The organism is Tenacibaculum sp. Bg11-29, from assembly GCF_002836595.1.
Taxonomy (GTDB): Bacteria; Bacteroidota; Bacteroidia; order Flavobacteriales; family Flavobacteriaceae; genus Polaribacter.
Genome location: NZ_PJBB01000003.1, coordinates 1,201,963 through 1,219,922, shown reverse-complemented (window position 1 = coordinate 1,219,922; position 17,960 = coordinate 1,201,963). Strand labels below are relative to the sequence as shown.

Below are 17,960 nucleotides of genomic sequence, written 5' to 3'. Positions count from 1 at the left end.
ATAAAATGAGAGATACAGCTTTAACTAAAAACATACAAAATGCATTAACACCGAAAGGAGTTTTAACAAGTTTATTAGAAGGTAACGAACGTTATGTTGCTAATAACTTAACCCCTTCTAACGTTAACAAGTTAGTACAACTGACTATTGACGGACAGTTTCCGAAAGCAGTAATTTTATCATGTATTGACTCTCGTGTGCCTGTAGAATTAGTTTTTGATCAAACTATTGGTGATGTTTTCGTTGCTCGTGTAGCTGGAAATTTTGAAAATGTTGATATTCTAGGGAGCTTGGAATACTCTTGTGCTGTTGCAGGAAGTAAATTGGTTTTTGTTTTAGGTCACGAAAGTTGTGGTGCTGTAAAAGCTGCTTGTGACGGTGTGGAACTAGGAAACATTACTGCAATGCTAGATAACATAATTCCTGCTGCAAAAATGGCATCTGACCAAGTAGAAGGAGAAGCAAATTCAACAAACAAAGCATTTGTTGCTAAAACCGTTGAAAATAACGTAAAACTTACCATTGAACGTATTCGTGAAAAGAGTAAAATTTTACAAGAAATGGAAGACAATGGTGAAATCAAAATTGTAGGCGGAGTTTATTCACTACATACTGGTAAAGTAAACATGTTGTAATTCAGTACTATTTATAAAACTAAAAAGCCGAAGTTAATAACTTCGGCTTTTTTTTATATCTCTGGCACTTCAATTTCTATTTCTCCATCTCCTTTAATGATAGATGGAAAAATCATCGGAGCTATATTTTTAACAGGCTTATACAATATTGACTCATCTAAATTCTCTTTTTTTACAAACGGAATAGTATCATTCATTTTTCCGAAAAAAATAAAAATTACACTTAAAATTAATCCGATTTTTAAAGCACCAAAGACACCACCTAATATTTTATTTAAAACTCCTAGAGAAGCAAAATCTGCAATTTTTGTTAATACTTTTCCTAACAAAGCTATCGTAATTATAATTACCACAAATGTTGCAGCAAAGGCTGCTAATGAAATATATTTCTCATCCCAAGTAACACTATCCTTTAACCAATCTCCAATAAAATAAGAAAAATGTATTGCTCCATAAACTCCTGCAATTAATGCTACCAATGAAGCTACCTCAACAAATAAACCTTTCATTAATCCGCGTACAAAGCCGAAAAGTAACAATGCTGCTATAATAATATCAAATGTATTCATGCTATATTTAAAATAAAAACACTCAAAACAATTATGTGTGTCAATTCGACACAAATATACATAACTCAGTTGTATCTTTGTTTATTCAAAAAAATACAGATGACTAAAGAAGTTAACTTAAAAGAGAAATGGAATTTTCTAATAAAAAATTTATCAGATCAATTTGCTGATGGAGATGAGTTAAATGTAGATGCTATTATTTACCTAATCGGTGTACAAGAATTAGGGCAAGGGCAACGAAAATTTAAAAAAGATGAAAAGGTAAATCTAATGCATATTGCTATATGTAAGCTTTTAGAACCTTATGGATATTATGAATTTGACTTTTTTGACGAAGAAGGATGGCCACATTATAATACTTTAACTGAACTACCTAATTTAAAACCTGGAGAACAATCAGTACTAATAAAAGAAGCTATTATTAATTATTTTGAAATAATTGAATTTTTTAAATAGTAGTTATTTTCATCTCTAATTAAATAAATATAATTGAGAATTAAGTAACTTTTATTTTTCGAATCATTTTTGATAAAAACTTAGGAAAAAAACGCTTTGCATATACTGCTAACTTTTCTTTAGCTCCAGCTATGTAAACCTCTTCTTTTTTATTCTTTATTGCTTTCACCATTAATTTAGCAAATATATCTGGATGAATTCCATTAGCTGTTGCTGTATCCATTTTATTTTGAGGAGCTCCATCTCCAGTTAAAGCATTTTTAGACACATTTGTTTTTACAAACCCCGGACAAATCAATGTAACAGCTATATTATCTTTATAATGTTCTGCTCGTAAACTATCAAAAAAACCGTGTAAAGCATGTTTTGTTGCTGCATATGTAGATCGTAATGGCGTACCTATTTTACCTACAATACTCGTTGTAACAACAAAATAACCTTCTTTTCTTTTAATAAAATGAGGTAACAATGCTTTTGTTAAAGCTATTGTTCCTAAATAATTAACATCCATTAAGCGCTTGTCTACAGAAATATCAGTATTCTTTACCAATGAACGTTGACTAATTCCTCCATTATTAACTAGAACATCTACTCTTCCATAACATGAAATTGCTGCTAATACTTTAGAATTCATGCTTTCATATTTTTCTAAATCTAATACTACTATTTTTACATTAGATGGGTTTTTACATTTACTTTTAACCTCATTTAACTTATTCTTATCCCTTGAAGATAAAATTAAACTCACACCATAGTTTGATAATTCAATCGCTAATGATTTACCTATGCCAGAAGAGGCTCCGGTAACCCAAAATACTTTATTTTTGAACTCCATATTTTTCATTTTGTTTGTAAGACTCCCCTAAAATAAACAAGAAAAAATAAAAATGGTACACTTCTTGGAAAGAAGTTAGCAAATGATTAGTTTTAAAACCTTATTAATAATCCTTTAAATTATAATAATGAAAAAATTACTGGCTCTTTTAATGTTCGCCACCTCAATAGTTAACGCTCAATACACCATTAAAGGAACGATGACTCCTCCTGAAAAAAGTGATTGGTTAGCTCTTTATAAAATTGAAGGTGCTAAACAAAAGTTTATTACCAATACAACCATAAAATTTGATACAATAGCTGTTGGTGGAGAAAAACAAGTATTAGGAAGATTTCAACTTGATTTACCAAAAAACACTAAACCTGGTGTTTATAGAGCTACTTATAGAAATAAAGGTGCTGGTTTTGTAGATTTCTATTTCAATAAAGAAAACGTTGAATTTATATTCAATCCTAAATACCCTGATGAATCAGTTGTATTTACATCTTCTAGAGAAAATAAATTATTTAATGAATATTTAGAAGCTTATACCTTAGTACAAAACAAAATTGACAAGAACCAAATTGCTTATATTAAAAGTGAAGATAAAGACGCTAAAAAAGCTTACAAGAAAGCAATAAAAGAACTTGAAGACGTTCAAGAAACTTATGAAAATAAGTCTGAAGGTATGTTAGTAAATAATTTTATTGTAGCTTCACAAAGATATAATCCGTCAAACCCTTTTGACAATATGGAGGAGTATTTATCATCAACTGTAGGTAATTTCTTTAAAAATGTTAATTTTAATAATGATGCGCTTTATAATTCGTCTTTTATAATTGATAAAATTACTGACTATGTTTTTTACTTAAACTCTTCAGAGAATAAACAATTACAGCAAAAATTGTATAGAACATCTATTGTAAAAGTAATGGAAATTCTACCTAAAGGTAAATTAAGAAAAGGGGTAACAGAATTTTTAATTACTTCTTTAGCTGATAAACGTAATGGAGAAGCTGTAGATTGGATGTTTTCTACCTACTATGATGTATTACCAGAAGATCAAAAAGATGCTGAATTTAAAAAGGAAAAAATACAATTATTACTAGCTTCTGTTGGTAGAATAGCCCCTGATTTTTCTTGGAAAGAAGAAGGTAAAGAAGTTATGCTATCTACTTTAGATGATGGTGAAAGATATTTATTAGTTTTTTGGAGTACAGCTTGTCCTCACTGTGTTAAAGATGTTCCTAAACTATATGAGTTTATGCAAGCACATAAAAATGTTTCTGTAATTTCTTTTTCTGTTGAAGATGCTAATGGTATTAACAATTGGAATGAGTTTATTAAAAAATTACCAAATTGGCATAATGTTATGGGAACACACCCTGACCATAAATGGGATAACGAAACTGTTAGATCATATAATCTATTAGGTACACCTTCTTTCTTTGTGTTAGATCAAAATAAGAAAATAATTGCTGCACCAGATCAATTAGAAGACGTTAATAATTATTTCGCGAAATAATTATTAATTACAATTTTAAAACAAAAAACCAACAATTTAATTGTTGGTTTTTTGTTTTAAAAATATAAAAAAGCATCTTTTATATGATGTATATTATAAGTCTCTTTATTTCTTAAAATTGCAATTATATCAAAGCGTATTTCTACATCTAAATCTCTTTTTACTACATAATTATCTATTGCAGAAACCAGTAATTTTATTTTTTTAGGATTTACGAAATCTTGCGGATTTCCAAAATAGTTAGAAGATCGTGTTTTAACCTCAACAACTACTAGCATTGCCTCTTTTCTTGCTATTATATCTACCTCAGCTTTTCTATATCGATAATTCTTCTCTACAATTAAATACTCATTTTTTTCTAGATACTCAATCGCTAGTTTTTCTCCCTTTAAACCAAGATCGTTGTGTTGTGCCACTTAGTTAAATTTTATAATTGCTTTTTTTTCTAGAACACTAACATTAACAGTTCTACCCATTATTAAAGCCCTATTATCAGGCTCATGACCAGCAGGGAAATTAAATACAATCGGAACGTTTTTAGGAATAACTTCTAAAATTAGTTGCTCTATCGAGCTTCCCCAAGGTGTTGAATTTTTCTTAATCTTCGTCATATCACCAACTATAATCCCTTTAACTTTCGTAAAATACCCAGCGCGTTTTAAACTCTGCAACATACGATCTATCGAATATTTATATTCTCCAATTTCTTCAATAAACAAAATTTTATTATCTGTTGATATCTGGCTATTAGATCCTAACATTGATGTTAAAATAGCAATGTTACCTCCTACTAATTCTCCTTTAAATTCACCTTGCCTGTTATATTTAGAAAAAGATGTTTCATAACGTAAACGTTCTCCAAATAATGCTTTTCTAAGCGATATAACGCTCTTTTCAATTACCTCTGGTTTATCTTGCATACTTGCACCCATTATTCCATGAATCGTCTCTACTCCTATAGTATGAATATGGTTATGAAATGCAGTTATATCAGAATAACCAATAATCCATTTAGGGTTTTGCTTAAATTTTGAAAAATCTAATTTATCTAATATTCGAACAGAACCATAACCTCCACGAGCTGACCAAATTGCTTTTATATTCGGATTATCTAAAGCATCTTGAAAATCTTGACATCGTTCATCGTCTGTTCCTGCAAAATGATGTGCTTGATTAAACATGTGTTTACCATAAATAACTTTCAAACCCCAACTTTCGGCAAGCTTTTTCGCATTATCAATAACATATTTTCTATTTTTTAAAATTCCTGCAGGAGCAACAATTGCAATTGTATCACCCTTTTGCAAAGAAGGTGGTGTTATTAATTTCATAGCTTTATTTTGAGCATTTATTAGCGTTAGAAAAAGTAACGAGAGACATAAAAAAAATTGCTTCATAGAAAAATCGATTATTTAAATTAATTCCGCTCAAAGTAATAAAACTAACAATAACAGACTAATAATTAAAAAGAATTGTACTATTATAAGTTATATGGTTTTATAAACATCAATTCGAGTGAATTTCACGAAGTAATAATACAGAGAACTAAACGAACAACTAAAGCTCTTATTTCTATATATAATTTTCATTTACTTATATCGCAAAACCCACTCTAATTGACTGCATCTAATAAAATACACTACAGGGGACTATCTATTATTATTCAATATTTAAATTAGTTATAACTTTTACTCTAGTAGTGTTATATTTTTTTCCTTTATAAACACCACTTATTTTCTTTTTTGTTTGATAAATAGCTTGATAGGTTCCTTTTACATAAGGTGTAAAATTAAACATACCCTTTTTGTCCGTTTTAGCTATTGAAATCCATCCATCAGGACTATAAACTTTTATTTCTTTTTTAATAGCTGCTTTTCCATCAATATAAAATACAGCAAATACTTTTTCTTTTACTCTCCAAGTAGCCTTATGACTATTATAGTTTCCGTAACCGTTTTTAGCGGGAAAAGGAACAATATCATACTTCATCATTGGTAATAAATTAACCTTCCCTTTTTGCTTTTCTCTCCACGAAGTTGCTTCGAAGGTAGTACGCAAATAAGTAGAATCTTTTAACAAACCTAAACCATGCTTTGTATAATCTTTTACAGCACCTGTTTCATTAAATGCAATGATTTGATAAATACCTGCTGTTTTAGGGATGAAAACTGCTGATACCGATTCTTTTGAGGGAGTTAATAATAAAACTTCTTTATTAAAAGAATTATGAGGTTTTACATAGGCCTTAAATTCTTTAAAAATTTCACCTTCATACCATTTTAAACCTTTTTCTATAACCTGTTTTCTTATTTCTCCAAAATACATGTTTACGGTAGCCTTGCTTCCAACTTTACCCGTATTGTTTACATATATCCAAACACTATGAGACATTAGTATTGGAATTACAATTAACAATATTAATAACTTACTTCTTTTCATTTTTTTGTTTTTAAAACCGACACGATTATAATAATCGCATCGGTTCTTAGGGTACAGGGGGAATTAAAAACTTATATATTGTACTAAATTGCTTCGATTATATTGGGTTAGCTAACCTTTAAGTAAAAAAGTGGATCCATCTAAATATTTATTATTTTCAAATTAATATCAACCTTATTATACTCTAAAGTAACACCAGTACTTAACAATATGTATATCTTTTAAATTTTTATAAATGTTACTCATGTAATTAATAATATTATCACATTATTTATTTATAATTATTTTAAACAAGACAAAAATAGGTTCTTATTTTTATTTAGACAAAATATAAATAAGATTTTTTAAGTGTTACGCTATAACTTTAAGTGAAGTGCTTAATTTTAAGTATTTTTGCGCTTTAATTTTTAGGCTAAAAAAATGAGTACACCAAAAAGATATACAATTACAGCAGCATTACCTTATACAAACGGACCAATTCATATTGGTCATTTAGCAGGCGTATATGTTCCTGGAGATATTTATGCACGCTTTCTTCGTCAAAAAGGAAGAGACGTAGTTTACATTTGTGGTTCTGATGAACACGGTGTTGCAATACCAATGCGTGCTAAAAAAGAAGGTGTTACTCCACAAGATATTATTGATAAATATCACGGGATCATTAAAAAATCTTTTGTTGATTTTGGAATTTCATTTGATAACTATTCACGTACTTCTTCTGAAATCCATCATAAAACAGCTTCAGAGTTCTTTATAAAATTATATAATGATGGTGAATTTATTGAAGAAGTTACCGAACAATTATATGATGCAGAGGCAAATCAATATTTAGCTGATCGTTTTGTTGTGGGTACATGTCCAAAATGTGGAAACGAAGAAAGCTATGGAGATCAATGTGAAAAATGTGGTACAAGTCATAATGCTACTGATTTAATCAACCCTAAATCGGCAATTACTGGTAATGTTCCTTCTTTAAAAGAAACTAAACACTGGTTTTTACCTTTAGATAAACATGAAGATTTTTTACGTAAATGGATTGTTGAAGGACATAAACATGATTGGAAACCTAATGTTTTAGGTCAATGTAAATCTTGGATTGATGATGGTTTACGACCTAGAGCCGTAACTCGTGATTTAGATTGGGGAATTCCTGTACCTATTGAAGGAGCTGACGGAAAAGTATTGTATGTTTGGTTTGATGCGCCTATCGGTTATATTTCTTCAACCAAAGAATGGGCTGCTCGCGAAGGTAAAAACTGGGAAGATTATTGGAAAAAAGACGACACTAAGTTAGTGCACTTTATTGGTAAAGATAATATCGTATTTCACTGTCTTATTTTCCCTAGTATGTTAAAGGCACATGGTGATTTTATTTTACCAGAGAATGTACCTGCAAACGAATTTTTAAATTTAGAAGGTAATAAATTATCTACTTCTAAAAACTGGGCAGTTTGGTTACATGAATATTTAGAAGATTTCCCTAACCAACAAGATGTGTTACGTTATACCTTAACGGCAAACGCACCAGAAAGTAAAGACAATGATTTTACTTGGAAAGATTTTCAGGCAAAAAACAATAATGAGTTAGTTGCTATTTTTGGTAACTTTATAAATCGTGTAGTTGTTTTAACTAACAAATATTATGGAGGTAAGGTACCAACTGCAGGAGATTTTTCTGAAGTAGATGAAGACACTTTAGCTACATTAAAGGAATTTCCTAATGTAATTGCAAAATCTATAGAGCGTTACCGTTTTAGAGAAGCTTCTCAAGAGTTAATGAATTTAGCCCGTTTAGGTAATAAGTATTTAGCTGATGAAGAGCCTTGGAAAATGATTAAGGTTGATGAAGAGCGTACTAAAACAATTATGAATGTTGCCCTACAAATTGCCACAGGATTAGCTGTCTTATCAGAACCTTTTTTACCTTTTACTTCTACTAAATTAAAAAACATCTTAAATATCAGTTCTAATGCAGACGAGAATCTAACTTGGGAAGATGTTTCTGAAAAAGAAGTTTTAATTGCAGCTGATCATAAAATTAACGAAGCTGAATTATTGTTTTCTAAAATTGAAGATGTTGAAATTGAAAAACAACTAGCAAAATTAGAAGCGACTAAAAAGGCAAACGAAGCTGAAAACAGAGTTTTAGAACCTCAAAAAGAAACTATTGAATTTGACGACTTTACAAAAATAGATATTCGTATAGGTACAATTATAGAAGCTGAAAAAGTAGCTAAAACTAAAAAGCTTTTAAAACTTACCGTTAATGTTGGTTTAGATACTCGCACCATTGTTTCGGGTATTGCTGAAAGCTTTAAACCAGAAGCTATTATTGGACAACAAGTAAGTGTTGTTTGTAATTTAGCACCACGTAAATTAAAAGGAATAGAAAGTCAAGGTATGATCTTAATGACCGATACTCCTGATGGTAAACTAGCCTTTGTTCAGCCTTCTGAAAAAGTAACTAACGGAGAGTTTGTTTCTTAAATAAAAACAACATTTTAGTATATTCGTAGCCTCGCAATAATTTGCGAGGCTTTTTATTACAATTAAAAACTATGAAAAAAAAATACTTATTTATTCTTATACTAGTGTTTATCTTTGGTTCTTTATCTGCTCAAAATGAAATTTTCAGCTTTAAAAACTCTCTAAAAGAAAATTCTACTGATATTAAAAATGTTATTCCTATTGTAAATAAAGAAAATGGAAACCTTGCTTATTTTATAGCAGATGCAAAAAATGTATATGCTTATAAATTCAATGAAAATTTTGTTTTACAGGATAAACTATCTTCAGAAGAAAAAAGAAGGAAGTTTAAAACATTAATTGGTTATAGTATTTCTAAAAATGGTAATTATAGTGCTTTTCTTACCAACAAGAATAAAAAGAAATTCTTAATCGTTAATTTTTCTTTTTTAAATAAAAAAACTACGTCAAAAGAATTCAAACTTGAATCTAATGGTGAGAAATTTATTCAAACTGCTTCAGTTAAAAACAATTTTTATTTAATTTCGACCAAAACAGGTGTTGATGGCCTTTTTATTTATGAATTCAATGAAAAAGGTACTATTAAAAGAAATAAGATTGATTTATCTCACTTAAAATTTACCTCAAGATTAGGACGAAAAACTAAAATAGTAAATTTACTTTCCTACTCTAAAAAAGACATTAATAAAATAGATGAAAACTCACCTAATCCAATAGAAATTGTAGCTGATAAGGAAAAAATGTACGTTAGAAAAGACAAAATTATTTTCACCTTTGATAGCAACAAATCATTTACACAAATTCTTATTATTGACTTAAACACCTTTAAAGCAACTTCAAAAATATTCAACAAACCACTTTCTGAAATAAAGTCAATTAAAAAGAAGACGAATTCTTTCATTCTTCATAATAATATTTTTGTTTTAGCTTCTACAAAAAACGAATTGATTTTAGATATTATTGATTATGATTCTGGTAAATCGAAAAAGGAACTTACCATTCTTAAAGAAGAACCTATTCTTTTTAAAAATACTCCAATAATTCAAGAAGGTGGTTACTACGCTAACTATAGAGAGCTGAATAAAACAAAAAAATTTCTCCGAAAGATAAACGCTGGGAAAATAGGAGTTTCAGCAAGAAAATATAACGAAAAATTTCAGCTAACTATTGGTGGTTATACAATACAACACAATTCTGGAATGATGATAGGGAGTATGATTGGAGGAATATCAACTGGAATAGCTATCGCTTCCTTAGGAAATACTACTGTTTTTTTCAACCCAACACAATTTACCTTTAACGCTACCCTTAACTCAAAATCTACTAGAATAGAATGTCTGTTTGATCAAAATTTTAATCATATTAATGGAGAAATTGACAAAAATGTTTTTGACAAAATGCAAAAAGATAATGCAAATTTCACCAATGACATGACAGTTATAAAATATAAAAACTATTTTATTAAAGGCTCGTATAATAAAAAAATGAAAATGTATACTTTAAAAAAGTATACTGATTAAAAGATATTCGCTAGCTATAACTATAACCTTTTATTTAATATTTCACTTATGAAAAAACTATTTAAACGCATATTTTTAATCATCAATTTAAAAACAGTTATTATTGCTGGGTTATCTGTCTTATCAACTATTGTTTGTTTACATTTTCACATTAAAGCTAATTTCCCTTTAACTTTAATAAGTACCGCTATTGTATTTCCTATTGTGTTTTCTATTGGTGGTGCTTACAAACGTAGAGAAGTTGCTTTAGATGAATACGGTTCAATAAAAGCACATGGTAGAGCCTTATATTTTGCAGTAAACCATTGGTTAGAAAACCCTCCTAAAGAATTAACTACAGAATTAAAAAACCATTTAAGAGAATTGCTGCAATCTTGTAAGGAAATGTTTACACACCCTATACCTGAATTAGAGAAAAGAGAAAAAGATATTTACAATAGCTTTGAAAGCTTATCACTATTTATAAAAAAATTAAGAAGCCACGGATTGCCATCTGGTGAAGCTTCTCGTTCGAATCAATTTTTAAGTAAAATGATGATTTCTTTCGAACGCATTAAACATATTTATCAATATAGAACTCCGAGAACACTACGAACATACAGTGATATTTTCATTGTACTTCTTCCAATAGTTTACGGTCCTCATTTTGCAGAAAATGCTACCAATTTTAATTACGGATTACAATTCGCTGTTCCAGTTTTATTTAGTGTAATTTTAGTAGCTTTAGATAATATTCAAGCACATTTAGAAAACCCTTTCGATCAACAAGGAGAAGATGATGTAGAAATTAACGTAGATAAATATATTAAAAACTTAGGATAAAATAGTACTTCTTTAAATACATCTAACAAACCTCACAAGTTTTAAAAAAACTGTGAGGTTTTTAATTTTAATTATTCCTTTACAACTTCTTTAATTTTTGATAAAAAATTTTCTCCATCAGATTTTCCTAAGCGGATAATAATTAAATCCTCACTAGGGACTATATATACTATTTGCCCTAAAATACCCAGTGCATAATAATCTTCTGAACATTCGTAACTATACCATTGGTATTGGTAACAATCATTGTCCTTATTTCCTTTTGTTAATTTGTTAATCCATTTTTCTGAAACAATCTGTTTCCCATTAAACTTACCTTTATTTAATACCAATCGCGCCAATTTAGCTAAATCAATAGCTGTCGTATTTAAACAACAAAATGCTTTTGTATTTCTACGTATTTTATCATCAACACTCCAGGTTGCATTGTTTTCCATTTGCAATGGTTTCCATATTTTTTCTTCTAAATATTTTCCTAGTTCTTTTTTTGTAGCTCTTTCAATTGCAATTCCTAAAAGTGTTGTACAAACACTTTGGTAATCATGGTACGTTCCTGGCACATGAATAAATTCCAATTTAGAAATTTGTTTAATCTGATTTGTTCCATAATACAGTTTACTCACCTCATCAAATGGGCTACGGTAACTTTCACTGAATTTTAATCCAGAACGCATATTTAATAAATGCTTTATAGTTAATTTATCAAATGTTTTATTTGACTTAGAAAGTTCTGGTATATATTTAGTAATTGGATCGTTTACACCTTTTATAACACCTTCGTCTATAGCTATTCCCATTAATAAAGAGGTTACTGATTTTGATACCGAAAATATATTTGAAATAGAATCACGCTTATAGCCTTCATAATATTTTTCAAAAAGGATCGTATCATTTTTTATAACTAAAAAGGAAGTTGTTTCAGTTTGATTGGTTAAAAAATCATTTATAAAATAATTTTTATCACCTTTTGAAATACTGATATTGTTTATCCTATTCGCTAATTCTGAATTTGTACCATCTTTAAAATAAAAGGTTTCTTCTCCTTTGTTAACCTCTGTGTAAGGAAAAATTTTATGATCATCTATATCTGCCTTATAATATCTAATCATCCTTCCAATATGGCAAGATTGTAAACATACTATTATTAAAAAGAGTGTGATTTTTTTTATCATTATCTTATTTTTTAATTAATTTGATATGACAAAAATATCTTAGATATTACTTAAAGCCCCTTTAAAAATAAAGGTTGTGGTGAAACGCTACTTATTTGTGGTAACTAGTAATTGCTTTTTTACTTGCGTTTGTAAATTTCTAGAAACAGGTATGTGATTACCAAATCCTACATCTATCAAAAGCTTTTTGTTTTCAGTTTTAAACTGTTTAAAGTGTGATGGATTTATTAAAAAAGAGCGATGGGTTTTTAATAAAAAAGGAAATGATCTTTCTATTTCTGAAATGGTTTCTCTTATTATTATTTTTTTAATAGTATTTTTTTCAATAAGATTAACCTCTATATAATTATCTGAAGCTTGAACAAAAACTAATTCATTTGGTTTTAATGCAATAAAATCAAGTTTACCTTTTCCTTTTATTACCATCTTATCTTCAACAATATTATTCTGAGAGAATTTTCCTGTGATATATCTTCCTATTAAAATGAATGGAAGTATGATAGCCAATGCAGGTAAATAAATCCATTTAAAATAATGATAATAATTATAGGTTTCTGCCTCATTGTAAGCAACAAAATTTTTGTAAAACAAAAAATTAATACAAAAACCAATAAAAATCATTAATCCAATAAAAATAAATTCTTTTTTAAACGACCATTTATTCTGGTTGAATTTATGTTGATACCATAAAGGAATACAATAACAAATACTTTGAATAATGCCATAGATAGGTAATAGTGTAATTTTCTCAATTTTGGTAAATCGATTAATATCAAAGGGTTCTGCAAAATATAAAAACATAAAAACCCAAATACCTAATGCCAAAGAAATCCATAAGTGATTTTTTATATTTTTATTTAAAGGATATTCTTTATTCACAATTTTATTTTTAAATTCAAATCTAACAAATTAGATTGTTTATCTAAGACTACATTCAACTCATTTTTATCTATTTTTGTTATTAATACAGTAATTAACGCCTATTCCTTTGATAAACTACATTTCATCTCGCACAGATATTTCTCTAAAATCAATTCAAAACACTGTTGAATTATTAAATGAAGATTGTACCATTCCTTTTATTTCTCGTTACCGAAAAGAAAAAACAGGGAACTTAGATGAAGTCGAAGTCGGTAAAATAGTGCAGTTAAAAGAACAGTTTGAGATTATTGAAAAGAGAAAAACAACCATTCTTAAAGCATTAGAAGAACAAGCTTGTTTAACAAGTGAATTAAAGAATAAAATTAACAAAACCTACGACCTTACCGTTCTAGAAGATATTTATCTTCCATATAAGAAGAAGCGAAAAACAAAAGCTGAAACTGCTCGTAAAAACGGACTGGAGCCCTTAGCTAAAATGATTATGGGTCAGCGAGTAAATGATTTAGAGTTTACAGCCTCTAAATACATAAATGATTCCGTTGATACTGATGAGAAAGTTTTAGAAGGTGCACGACATATTATTGCTGAATGGGTAAATGAACGTACTGATGTTCGTAATAACATTCGTCATCAACTAGAACGATATGCTGCAATTTTAACCAAAGTTGTCAAAACTAAAAAAGACGATGAAGCCGCTCAGAAATTTAAAGATTATTTTGATTGGGAGGAAAATTTAAATCGTATTCCTTCACATAGGTTACTAGCTATTTTACGTGCCGAAAAAGAAGGTTTTATTCGTGTAAAAATTGAGATAGATGATGAACGTACGCTTCAAAAAATAGAAACCAGAATTATTAGTTCTCAAAATGAGTGTGCTTATCAAATTGAACTAGCAATTGCTGATTCTTATAAACGATTATTGCTTCCTTCATTAACAAACGAAGCTGTATCAATTGCTAAAGACAAAGCTGATGAAAGTGCCATAACTGTATTTGCTAAAAATTTACAACAGCTTTTATTAGGAGCGCCATTAGGAGAAAAACGAATTTTAGCTATTGACCCTGGTTTTAGATCAGGTTGTAAAGTCGTTTGTTTAAATGAACAAGGTGATTTATTGCATAACGAAAACATATATCCGCATGCACCTCAACATCAATCTACCAAAGCTATAGAAAAAATTAGTTCGTTAGTTGAACTACATAAAATTGAAGCCATTGCTATTGGTAACGGAACAGCTTCTAGAGAAACTGAACAATTAATAAAACGTATTCCGTTTAAAAACAATGTTGAAATATTTGTAATAAGTGAGGCTGGCGCTTCTATTTATTCAGCTTCAAAAATTGCACGTGATGAGTTTCCTACATACGATGTTACCGTACGTGGTGCCATCTCTATTGGACGTAGATTGGCTGATCCACTAGCCGAATTGGTTAAAATTGATGCTAAATCAATTGGTGTAGGACAATATCAACATGATGTAGAACAATCTAAATTAAATAAATCATTAGATACCGTCGTTGAACATTGTGTTAATAAGGTAGGTGTTAATATTAATACGGCAAGTACTTCTTTACTAAGTTATGTTTCTGGTATTGGACCAAAATTAGCTGAAAAAATTGTGAATTACCGAAATGAAAACGGTGCATTTATTAATAGAACTGCTATAAAAAAAGTACCTCGATTAGGCGGAAAAGCTTTTGAACAGTCTGCTGGTTTTTTACGCATTAAAAATGGTGATAATCCACTTGATGATTCTGCCGTTCACCCAGAACGTTACGCTTTAATTAAGCAAATGGCTAAAGATTCAGGTAGTAAAATAATTGATTTAATAGGAAACACTGCTGCTTTAAAACAATTGAAATTACAACAGTATGTTACTGATTCTTTCGGGTTACCTACGTTACAAGATATTGTAAAGGAACTAGAAAAACCTGGACTAGACCCTCGTGAAAAAGCAAAATCTTTTAGTTTTAACGAACATATTAAAACAATTGAAGATATAAGAACTGGTATGATACTCCCTGGAATTATAAATAACATTACCAATTTTGGTTGTTTTGTCGATATTGGTGTTAAAGAAAGTGGTTTAGTACATGTTTCTAATCTATCAAATACGTTTGTTAAAGATGTAAATGAACATGTAAGTTTAAATCAACACGTACAGGTAAAGGTATTAGAGGTAGATGTTAAAAGAAAACGCATTCAACTTTCTATGAATTATAATAATTCGTAGAAAGTTAAATACATTGAATACTACTATTTAATTTCTCTAGAAGAACCTAATAACTCTGTTGCTTCTAAAACAATCATATATGCTTTCGGGTCATGTCTTTCAACAAGATTTTTAAGTGTCATAATCCTATTTTTATTTATAGACAAGAATATGATGTTTCTTTGATTGGTTTGAGACAAATCATTTCCTTGTATTAAAGTACCTGAAATACCCATTTTAGATGCTATTATGCTTTTAAGTGCATTTAAATCTTCTGAAGCTATATGTACAATTTTATTTTGTTTACGCCCTGTAAGCACTAAATCTATAAATTTACTTGCTACAAAAATACTAAGCATAGCCCATAACGCAAGTTCTAAATTTTTAAAAACAATTGCAGATAAAAGGACTATTAATATATCTAATGTTAAAATTACTGTACCTGGTTTAATATCGTATTTATCTTTTAAGATACGTGCTATAATTGCTCCTCCTCCTGCAGAAGCATCTCCTTTAAATATAATTCCAATACCTACTCCTACACATAATCCTCCATAAATAGTAGAAAGTAGTGTATTAGTACTTAATGTTGGAAAATGTATAATTTCCCTAAAAAAATCTATAAAAAAAGCCAAAGAAATAATAGAAATCATTGTTCTAAACGCAAATCGTTTCCCAATATATTTTACACTTATTAAAAGTAATGGAGCATTTAAAAACAGCAGTAACAATCCTATAGGAATATTAGACACATAGTTTAATACAATTGATAAACCAGCAGTACCTCCTGTCGCTATTTTATTTGGTGCTAAAAAACCAACAACACCAATAGCTAAAATTAAACTACCACTAAGTATAAATAAATAATTTTTTAATTCTCTCTTTAGTTTCTCCTTAATCATTTTCTTAATTTTTACTAGTGCAAAAGTACTCTTAAAAACAAAACATGTTCTTGTTCTTGGCTTTAAGTTTAAAACAAAAAAACTCAAAATTAAATATAATTCTGAGTTCTAAAACATAAAAATGATTATGATTTTATCTTATTTACCTACTTGTTACCTAACATTAACAACTCATTACAAACGACCTCAGTTACATATCTCTTTTCTCCCTCTGAAGTTTCATATGAACGAGAAGTTAATTTACCCTCAATAGCAACTTCGTTTCCTTTTTGAAGGTATTTTTCTATGATCTCAGCAGTTTTATTCCACGCAACAACATTGTGCCATTGTGTATCCGTTATCTTCTCTCCTTCTGAATTTTTATAACTTTCATTCGTTGCTATAGAAAATTTTGCTAGTTTTTTACCACTATCTAAAGTAATAATTTCTGGGTTATTTCCTAAATTTCCAATTAACTGTACTTTGTTTCTTAACGTACTCATAAGATAAGTTTTAATGATTATGATTTGCCAATTCGTTTTGACACTGCAAAGATGAAACACTACACAAATTAAAATCGGTTAGTAATCGTTTGTTTTCGTTTGTAAATGAATGTAATCGTTTGTTTATTTTTAATACATTTGTTATCAAACAATTAAAGCATGAAATTCTATTTAGAAACAGACAGATTAATTTTAAGGGAATTAAAAGAAACAGACATTGAAGGAATATTTGCATTAGATTCTGATAAAAAAGTTCATCAATATTTAGGCAACAACCCTATAAAAACAATACTAGAAGCTGAAAAAAACATTCAGTTTATTCTTAATCAATACAAAGAATTGGGTATTGGTCGGTTTGCCTGTATAGAAAAGTCTTCTGGTGAATTTATTGCATGGTCTGGATTAAAATTAAACACTGGAGAGAAAGAAGAGCTAAATGGATATCAAAACTTTGTTGATATAGGCTACCGATTTATCCCTAAATTTTGAGGTAAAGGTTATGCTTCTGAAACAGCTTTTGCTTGTTTAGATTTTGGCTTTAAAAAAATGAACTATGATATAATTTATAGAGCTGCTGATACACAAAATATAGGCTCTAATAAAATTTTAAAAAAGGTAGGCTTACGATTAGTAAATCAATTTAATTTTAAAGAAATACCAGTAAATTGGTATGAGCTAAAAAGCGCTGATTATGGAAAGTAAAAAATGTTTAGAATGCAACGATAAAGTAATCGGTAGAATTGATAAAAAATTCTGTTCAGATTATTGTAGAAACTCTTATAATAACAAAATTAATAAAGAAAGTAAAAATCTAATAAGAAATACTAATAATCGCTTACGTAAAAATTATAAAACTCTTACAGAACTTAACATTTCTGGTAAAACAAAAGTTAGTAGACGTATGCTATTTGATAAAGGTTTTGATTTTAAATTTATTACATCATTATATATTACTAAAACAAATAACACTTATTTTTATGTGTACGACCAAGGATATTTAGAATTAGAAAATGAACGCTATTTATTAGTTAAGCAAGATTAAT

17 protein-coding genes and 1 pseudogene are annotated in these 17,960 nt (G+C 28.9%); 9 read left to right on the top strand and 9 right to left on the bottom strand.

Annotated elements, in window-relative coordinates; translation table 11 throughout:
* Nucleotides 1-5 precede the first annotated feature (5 nt).
* Nucleotides 6-635 carry a carbonic anhydrase family protein gene (locus CXF68_RS05540; RefSeq protein WP_101043346.1) on the top strand — a complete coding sequence of 210 codons (630 nt, stop codon included), beginning with the start codon at nucleotides 6-8 and terminating at the stop codon, nucleotides 633-635.
* Nucleotides 636-688: 53 nt separating this feature from the next.
* Here the strand turns inward: CXF68_RS05540 and CXF68_RS05535 are convergent, their stop codons facing one another.
* A complete protein-coding gene (locus CXF68_RS05535) occupies nucleotides 689-1,204 on the bottom strand; it encodes a CvpA family protein (RefSeq protein WP_101043345.1) in 516 nt (171 codons plus the stop codon).
* Nucleotides 1,205-1,303: 99 nt separating this feature from the next.
* On the opposite strand from CXF68_RS05535, the gene CXF68_RS05530 reads away from it, so the two are divergent.
* Nucleotides 1,304-1,660: a hypothetical protein gene (locus tag CXF68_RS05530; RefSeq protein WP_101043344.1), complete on the top strand. Its 357-nt coding sequence runs from the start codon at nucleotides 1,304-1,306 to the stop codon at nucleotides 1,658-1,660.
* A 40-nt stretch (nucleotides 1,661-1,700) separates the two neighbouring features.
* On the opposite strand, the gene CXF68_RS05525 is transcribed toward CXF68_RS05530, so the two are convergent.
* Nucleotides 1,701-2,495 carry an SDR family oxidoreductase gene (locus CXF68_RS05525; protein WP_101047356.1) on the bottom strand — a complete coding sequence of 265 codons (795 nt, stop codon included), beginning with the start codon at nucleotides 2,493-2,495 and terminating at the stop codon, nucleotides 1,701-1,703.
* 127 nt (nucleotides 2,496-2,622) lie between these two features.
* On the opposite strand from CXF68_RS05525, the gene CXF68_RS05520 reads away from it, so the two are divergent.
* Complete coding sequence (locus CXF68_RS05520; RefSeq protein WP_101043343.1) at nucleotides 2,623-3,999, top strand: TlpA disulfide reductase family protein; 1,377 nt, start codon at nucleotides 2,623-2,625, stop codon at nucleotides 3,997-3,999.
* A gap of 56 nt (nucleotides 4,000-4,055) precedes the next feature.
* Here CXF68_RS05520 and CXF68_RS05515 read toward each other — a convergent pair whose 3' ends face one another.
* The 3 genes from CXF68_RS05515 to CXF68_RS05505 form a co-directional block, all read right to left on the bottom strand.
* Nucleotides 4,056-4,415 carry a YraN family protein gene (locus tag CXF68_RS05515; protein WP_101043342.1) on the bottom strand — a complete coding sequence of 120 codons (360 nt, stop codon included), beginning with the start codon at nucleotides 4,413-4,415 and terminating at the stop codon, nucleotides 4,056-4,058.
* Nucleotides 4,416-5,330, bottom strand: a complete 915-nt coding sequence (locus CXF68_RS05510; protein ID WP_101047354.1) for an LD-carboxypeptidase — start codon at nucleotides 5,328-5,330, stop codon at nucleotides 4,416-4,418. It abuts the gene before it with no gap.
* Between the two features lie 328 nt (nucleotides 5,331-5,658).
* Nucleotides 5,659-6,438 carry a hypothetical protein gene (locus CXF68_RS05505; RefSeq protein ID WP_101043341.1) on the bottom strand — a complete coding sequence of 260 codons (780 nt, stop codon included), beginning with the start codon at nucleotides 6,436-6,438 and terminating at the stop codon, nucleotides 5,659-5,661.
* Between the two features lie 420 nt (nucleotides 6,439-6,858).
* On the opposite strand from CXF68_RS05505, the gene metG reads away from it, so the two are divergent.
* The 3 genes from metG (at nucleotide 6,859) to CXF68_RS05490 (ending at nucleotide 11,267) form a co-directional block, all read left to right on the top strand.
* Nucleotides 6,859-8,925 (top strand): methionine--tRNA ligase, encoded by a 2,067-nt coding sequence (gene metG, locus CXF68_RS05500; protein WP_101043340.1) that lies wholly within the window; start codon nucleotides 6,859-6,861, stop codon nucleotides 8,923-8,925.
* A gap of 71 nt (nucleotides 8,926-8,996) precedes the next feature.
* Entirely contained in the window at nucleotides 8,997-10,445 is a 1,449-nt protein-coding gene (locus CXF68_RS05495; RefSeq protein ID WP_101043339.1) for a hypothetical protein, read from the top strand.
* 48 nt (nucleotides 10,446-10,493) lie between these two features.
* Nucleotides 10,494-11,267 (top strand): hypothetical protein, encoded by a 774-nt coding sequence (locus tag CXF68_RS05490; protein WP_101043338.1) that lies wholly within the window; start codon nucleotides 10,494-10,496, stop codon nucleotides 11,265-11,267.
* Between the two features lie 71 nt (nucleotides 11,268-11,338).
* Here the strand turns inward: CXF68_RS05490 and CXF68_RS05485 are convergent, their stop codons facing one another.
* Together CXF68_RS05485 and CXF68_RS05480 are read right to left on the bottom strand one after the other, a co-directional pair.
* Nucleotides 11,339-12,439 (bottom strand): serine hydrolase, encoded by a 1,101-nt coding sequence (locus CXF68_RS05485; RefSeq protein ID WP_101043337.1) that lies wholly within the window; start codon nucleotides 12,437-12,439, stop codon nucleotides 11,339-11,341.
* An 87-nt stretch (nucleotides 12,440-12,526) separates the two neighbouring features.
* A complete protein-coding gene (locus CXF68_RS05480; protein ID WP_101043336.1) occupies nucleotides 12,527-13,318 on the bottom strand; it encodes a LytTR family DNA-binding domain-containing protein in 792 nt (263 codons plus the stop codon).
* A gap of 103 nt (nucleotides 13,319-13,421) precedes the next feature.
* Here CXF68_RS05480 and CXF68_RS05475 point away from each other — a divergent pair, with 103 nt between their 5' ends.
* A complete protein-coding gene (locus CXF68_RS05475) occupies nucleotides 13,422-15,554 on the top strand; it encodes a Tex family protein (RefSeq protein ID WP_101043335.1) in 2,133 nt (710 codons plus the stop codon).
* A 23-nt stretch (nucleotides 15,555-15,577) separates the two neighbouring features.
* Here the strand turns inward: CXF68_RS05475 and CXF68_RS05470 are convergent, their stop codons facing one another.
* The gene (locus CXF68_RS05470) at nucleotides 15,578-16,435 is read right to left on the bottom strand and encodes a YitT family protein (RefSeq protein ID WP_157821861.1); all 858 of its coding nucleotides are present in this window, start codon (nucleotides 16,433-16,435) and stop codon (nucleotides 15,578-15,580) included.
* A gap of 146 nt (nucleotides 16,436-16,581) precedes the next feature.
* Nucleotides 16,582-16,917, bottom strand: coding sequence for a single-stranded DNA-binding protein (locus CXF68_RS05465; protein ID WP_101043333.1), 336 nt, complete (start codon nucleotides 16,915-16,917; stop codon nucleotides 16,582-16,584).
* Nucleotides 16,918-17,076: 159 nt separating this feature from the next.
* On the opposite strand from CXF68_RS05465, the pseudogene CXF68_RS05460 reads away from it, so the two are divergent.
* Nucleotides 17,077-17,619, top strand: a pseudogene (locus tag CXF68_RS05460) (GNAT family N-acetyltransferase).
* Entirely contained in the window at nucleotides 17,609-17,959 is a 351-nt protein-coding gene (locus CXF68_RS05455) for a hypothetical protein (protein WP_101043332.1), read from the top strand. Before CXF68_RS05460 ends, CXF68_RS05455 begins: the two are co-directional and overlap by 11 nt.
* Nucleotide 17,960 lies beyond the last annotated feature (1 nt).